The sequence below is a fragment of the Pedobacter sp. genome (assembly GCF_035566355.1).
Lineage (GTDB): Bacteria > Bacteroidota > Bacteroidia > Sphingobacteriales > Sphingobacteriaceae > Pedobacter.
In genome coordinates, this window is the sequence record NZ_DATMRL010000432.1 from 1 (window position 1) to 4,896 (window position 4,896).

Consider the following 4,896-nt stretch of genomic DNA (forward strand, 5'->3'; position numbering starts at 1 on the left):
ACACAGAATATGAAAATAAAAATTTTACTATTACTATGCATAGCTACGCTGGGCCTGGCTTCATGCAAAAAGGAAACGATTGTTCAGGAAACACAAAACAGAACGTTTAATTATACAATTCTTCCATCTGACTGGACTACAAGTGACAACGGGCTCACTTACTCTACAACGCTTAATGTAAATGAGATTGATCAAATAACACTTGATGATGAAGGTGTTTTAGTTTATCTCAACCATCCTTCTGATATTGCAAATCCGGATGCATATATTCAATTACCATATGTTTACAATGTAGACGCTTATAGTTACAAGCTCTCTAAAGGAAAAATCAGAATCGACATTCAAAGTTCTGATGACCAAAACAATTTAGCCATTAAGCCAACTAAAAATTTAAAAGCAAAAATCGTTATTTTACCTTCCAAATACGTTCCTTAGTAATAAGATAAACATTACTTTATATAAAAAAAGGCTAATCATATGATTAGCCTTTTTTTATATAAAGTACAGTGCACAAGGAGACAAAGAGTAGATGAATCCGCATATACTCCGCATCTAGTCCGCATATAGTCCGCGTTTTCATGTAAAAATGCGGACTATATCTATATTAGATCCATTATAAAAGTGGAATTATTGGCAACCAGCCCTATCTCTGCTTTATAGGAAACTCTTCCGCTGAATGGTAAATATTGATGCGCCAGATACTTCCATCTTTTCCACATATGTGCAAAATTTTTAATCCAGGTCAAACCAATAAATTCCTAAATTGTTGAATAGAAAACAACGATAAAAAAGTCCTGTGAACGGGGGATCCGTGTAGGGCAGGCACAACATAAGTAAAAGGGGTTTCCAAAGATATTGGATACCCCTTTTCGGTATAATTATTCAGCCACCAGACGGGTCCAGTCGGGGTGTCTTTTCAAAAAAAGTTGCACATATGGACACAGAGGAACCAGCTTTAGATGCTGTTCTTCCAGATAAATTAAAGTTTTCTCCACCAGGGCTTCGGCTACTCCTTTTCCTTTAAGTTCCTCAGGTGCCTCCGTATGGATAAGATAAACCTTATCTTTTTTAGTTTTATAATCAATAAAGGCTGTATATCCTTCTACAGTCAGTTCAAAACGATGACCGACTTCATTGTTAACCAGTTTAATTTCTTCGTACTTCATCTGCTTATTTTTTTAAACTGACGGGCTGTCCAAAGGGCAAGTATACAGGCAATCAGCTTCTTCATATCATGATCTTTTTTAACAATTAGTAATATAACAAATATACCCTGCACTGCGTTTTAAAAAATTGATCTAGGATAAGAAAAATAACCAAACAGTCTTCTTTTGGACAACACTCCCCCACCCCGGATCACTCTGAGTTCAAAGGGCTGAAGTTCACCATAATTGATACTGATGTCGAGTTCAAAAGGCCGGGTATAATAATAACTGCATTTTTTTGTAGAATAAGCGATAGAAGCTCCCGTGGATCTCAGTTCTTCCAGAATCGAATACATCTGATCCAAATTTGTTTCTAAGGTTTTGGCCAGGTCGTCAGGGTTCCCTGTTTCCTGTTGGGTGATCAGCAGGTGCATCCGGTTCATCATCTCTATATATTGAAATATTTTTACAGCCATATTTTCTCAGATTAAAAAAACAGACATTGCATTGGTCCGTTCCCATAAGTTAAAATACTCCCCTTGCTCCCTAATCAGTTCTTCATGACTGCCTTCTTCTGCAACTTTACCTTTCTTTAGGACAACAATATGATCGGCCCTCTGTACCGTACTTAAACGGTGGGCGATCAGAATAATGGTTTTCCCTCTGGAGGCCAGATAGTCTATTGTTTTTTGAACATAGGATTCGGCTTCCGGATCCAGAGAAGATGTTGCTTCATCGAGCAAGAGGATTTCCGGTTTTTGGTATAATGCCCTGGCAATAGCGATCCTTTGCTTTTGCCCCCCCGATAATGCTGCCCCATTTTCTCCTAACTGCGTTTTGAATCCGTTTGGAAGACCCTCTATAAAAGATAAAATACCAAGGCTCTCACAAATGTTCAGAATCAAACGGAGGTCAGGGTCGTAATCGCCAACGGCGATATTATCAATTACATTTCCATTAAATAAATCTATCTGTTGAGGGACTACACCAACCAAACGACGTAGATCAGCATTACGAATGTATTTCACCGCATACTTTCCAATAAATACATTACCGCTGCTGATCGGATATAAATTTTGCAGAAGAGCTATCAGAGTAGACTTTCCAGAGCCACTTTCGCCAACTATAGCAGTTGTTTTTCCAACCGGGATCCGCAGGTTCAAATCTTCGAAAACAGTGATTCTGCTTCCATAACGGAAGCCTACTTTCTCAAAACGGATGTCTCCGATATCTGCCGGATGGAGATCAAATTTCTCTTCGTCACTCTCCATTTCAAGGTCCATGATCTCAAACAATCTGTCGGCGGCAATTACCGCATCCTGAACTGTTTTATTAATACCAATTAATGAAGCAGCAGGAGCGGTAAAATAGCCTGTGAGCGCATAGAATGAGAGTAATTCGCCGGCTGTGATTTGTCCGTCGAGAACATAACCAGCGCCGGTCCATAAGAGTATAATCGTAAATATCCTGGAAATGGTTTCTGTAGATACACCAGCAAAAACACTGTTCATACCGGATTTATAAATGGTTTTCAACAATTGTACAAAACGGATCTCCGTCTTGTTGTTCGCAAAATCTTCCAGTCCAAAACGTTTAATGGTAGATGCGGTGGTAATGCTCTCCACCAGTTGTGATTCCAGTTCTGCACCGTCCTCCATCAGTTGACGCTGTACGGTTCTGTTCAGCAGGTTTGCGATGTAATAGATCGCCATGTACAAAGGGATAATAGCCAGCATAACCACGGCAAGTTTCCAGTAATAACTGAACATAAGGACAAAAGCGAAAAGTACAGTGCAGATATTTACGGCGAGGTCTACAGAAACCTGGTTGATGAAGGTCCTGATCTTCACCGCATCGCTAATGCGGGAAGTAATTTCGCCTACCCGCATGGTGTCAAAAAACTGCTGTGGAAGCTTCAGTAAGTGCTTATAATACCCGAGGATCAGACTGGCATCGATCTGCTGCCCTGTACGCAGGGTGAAAACCGTTCTCCCTACCCCTATAAAAACCTGCAGCAGGAGGATGGCAAACATGCCCACACTAAGCAGGTTTAACAGGCTTCTATTTCCTTCTATCAGTACATTATCTACAATTTTCTGTACAAAAACAGATGTGGAAAGACCAAGTACGGTATAGATAATGGCCCCAAAAAATATCTGTGCCATCACTGCCTTATGAGGCCGGATCAGGTTCAGGAATCTTCTCCGGATGCTGATCTTTTTATTACCCGCTTCAAAGCTTTCATTCGGCATTAGAAGTAGCAGAACCCCTGTCCATTCTTTTTTGAATTCTTCATGACGCTTCCTGAGCATTTTACCCTGGCCAGGTTCCATGACTTCCACATATGTTGAGGTCACTTTATAAACCACTACATAATGATGTAAGGTTTCTTTAACAATCATATGAGCAATAGCAGGCTTGGGAATTTTAGTAAGATCGTTGAAATCACCACGCACGCCTTTCGCATCAAAGCCAATCTTTTTGGCGGCTTCAATCATGCCAAGTATATTGGTTCCTTTTTTATCTGTACCGGCAAATTGCCTGAGTTTCGCTACGGGCAGGTTAAGTTTATAATGGGCGGCGACACTGGCCAGACATGCGACGCCGCAGTCGGTGATGTCCCTTTGTTTTACCTTTACGTTCACAAGCCTTTACCCCTTCCCGGAATATCCGTATCTAACCAGCTGTTCAAACGGCTACAGAGCATCTGATAGGCTGTACGTTCTACAATCCGGCCCTTTACTTCGCTAACCTGTACCTTTATGAGGGGCAATGCGGCGAAAACAAGGAGAGTGAAAAGCAATACACTGAGATAAATAGCCTGGCTGCGCACCTTAAGACTTTGCATATAGGGTATATTTAAATGATCAGAAAAGCTTTCCTTAATCGCCATAATCTGCAGATTTACTTTTGTAAAGTTCTGTGGATTAAGGGCTATACACAACAACCAGAAGTTGTATTTTTAAAAAAAACATCAAATCAAAGAAGCGGTTTTACTACTATTAAAAAATCATCTGGAATGCTCACAATTCCTTCAAACTATTATATTTACATAAATATTTTTTATTCAACAAAGATCAACTATGGGATTTTTTGATAAACTACGGAATGAATTTATAGACATTATACAATGGGAAGACAACAGCGGAGATACGCTGGTATGGAAATTTCCACGCTATGATAACGAGATAAAAATGAATGCTAAGCTGACGGTACGTGAGTCTCAGCAGGCTATATTTCTAAATGAGGGAACAATTGCTGATGTATATCAGCCTGGTATGTACACACTGCAAACGCAGAACATGCCAATTCTGGCTACGCTGAAAGGTTGGAAGTATGGGTTTGAAAGTCCGTTCAAGGCTGATGTATTTTTCATCAGTACCCGGCAATTTACGGACCAGCGCTGGGGTACCAAAAATGCGGTTACCCTAAATGATCCCCGTTTTGGGATGATCGAAATGCGTGCTTTTGGTACATTTGCATTTCGTATAGCAGATGGTGGTAAATTCATTAAGGAGATTGCAGGAACTGCAGGGGAATTTACAACGGAAGAAATAAATGGTCAGCTAAGAAGCCTGATTGTTACTAAGTTTACCAATGCTATTGGCAATGGTAATATCCCGATAGATAAAGTAGCCGCAAGTCTTGAAGATCTTTCCCAGCTTTGCCAGGATAAACTAAATGAAGATTTTGAGGCCTATGGCCTTAAGATCACCAAATTTTTGGTAGAAAATGTATCAATGCCTGATGA

The 4,896-nt window shown here is 40.2% G+C and carries 6 protein-coding genes; 2 read left to right on the forward strand and 4 right to left on the reverse strand.

All coding sequences use genetic code 11. The features are described from left to right. Nucleotides 1-435: hypothetical protein (locus VNZ46_RS16645; protein WP_325561186.1), on the forward strand; the 435-nt coding region annotated here is incomplete at its 5' end. Nucleotides 436-878: 443 nt separating this feature from the next. Here the strand turns inward: VNZ46_RS16645 and VNZ46_RS16650 are convergent. The 4 genes from VNZ46_RS16650 to VNZ46_RS16665 form a co-directional block, all read right to left on the reverse strand. Continuing rightward, a complete protein-coding gene (locus VNZ46_RS16650; RefSeq protein ID WP_325561187.1) occupies nucleotides 879-1,166 on the reverse strand; it encodes a GNAT family N-acetyltransferase in 288 nt (95 codons plus the stop codon). Between the two features lie 119 nt (nucleotides 1,167-1,285). After that, a complete protein-coding gene (locus VNZ46_RS16655) occupies nucleotides 1,286-1,621 on the reverse strand; it encodes a hypothetical protein (protein WP_325561188.1) in 336 nt (111 codons plus the stop codon). Between the two features lie 6 nt (nucleotides 1,622-1,627). Beyond that, nucleotides 1,628-3,790 carry a peptidase domain-containing ABC transporter gene (locus VNZ46_RS16660; protein WP_325561189.1) on the reverse strand — a complete coding sequence of 721 codons (2,163 nt, stop codon included), beginning with the start codon at nucleotides 3,788-3,790 and terminating at the stop codon, nucleotides 1,628-1,630. Continuing rightward, complete coding sequence (locus tag VNZ46_RS16665; RefSeq protein WP_325561190.1) at nucleotides 3,787-4,038, reverse strand: hypothetical protein; 252 nt, start codon at nucleotides 4,036-4,038, stop codon at nucleotides 3,787-3,789. The genes VNZ46_RS16660 and VNZ46_RS16665 overlap by 4 nt, the downstream gene beginning before the upstream one ends. A 190-nt stretch (nucleotides 4,039-4,228) precedes the next feature. On the opposite strand from VNZ46_RS16665, the gene VNZ46_RS16670 reads away from it, so the two are divergent. Next, the coding region (locus tag VNZ46_RS16670) for an SPFH domain-containing protein (RefSeq protein WP_325561191.1) at nucleotides 4,229-4,896 on the forward strand (668 nt) is incomplete at its 3' end.

Excerpts from the sequence above, each read along its gene's own strand:
- VNZ46_RS16650 (WP_325561187.1), bottom strand. The coding sequence starts at position 1,166 with ATGAAGTACGAAGAAATTAAACTGGTTAACAATGAAGTCGGTCATCGT.
- VNZ46_RS16655 (WP_325561188.1), bottom strand. The coding sequence starts at position 1,621 with ATGGCTGTAAAAATATTTCAATATATAGAGATGATGAACCGGATGCAC.
- VNZ46_RS16665 (WP_325561190.1), bottom strand. The coding sequence starts at position 4,038 with ATGGCGATTAAGGAAAGCTTTTCTGATCATTTAAATATACCCTATATG.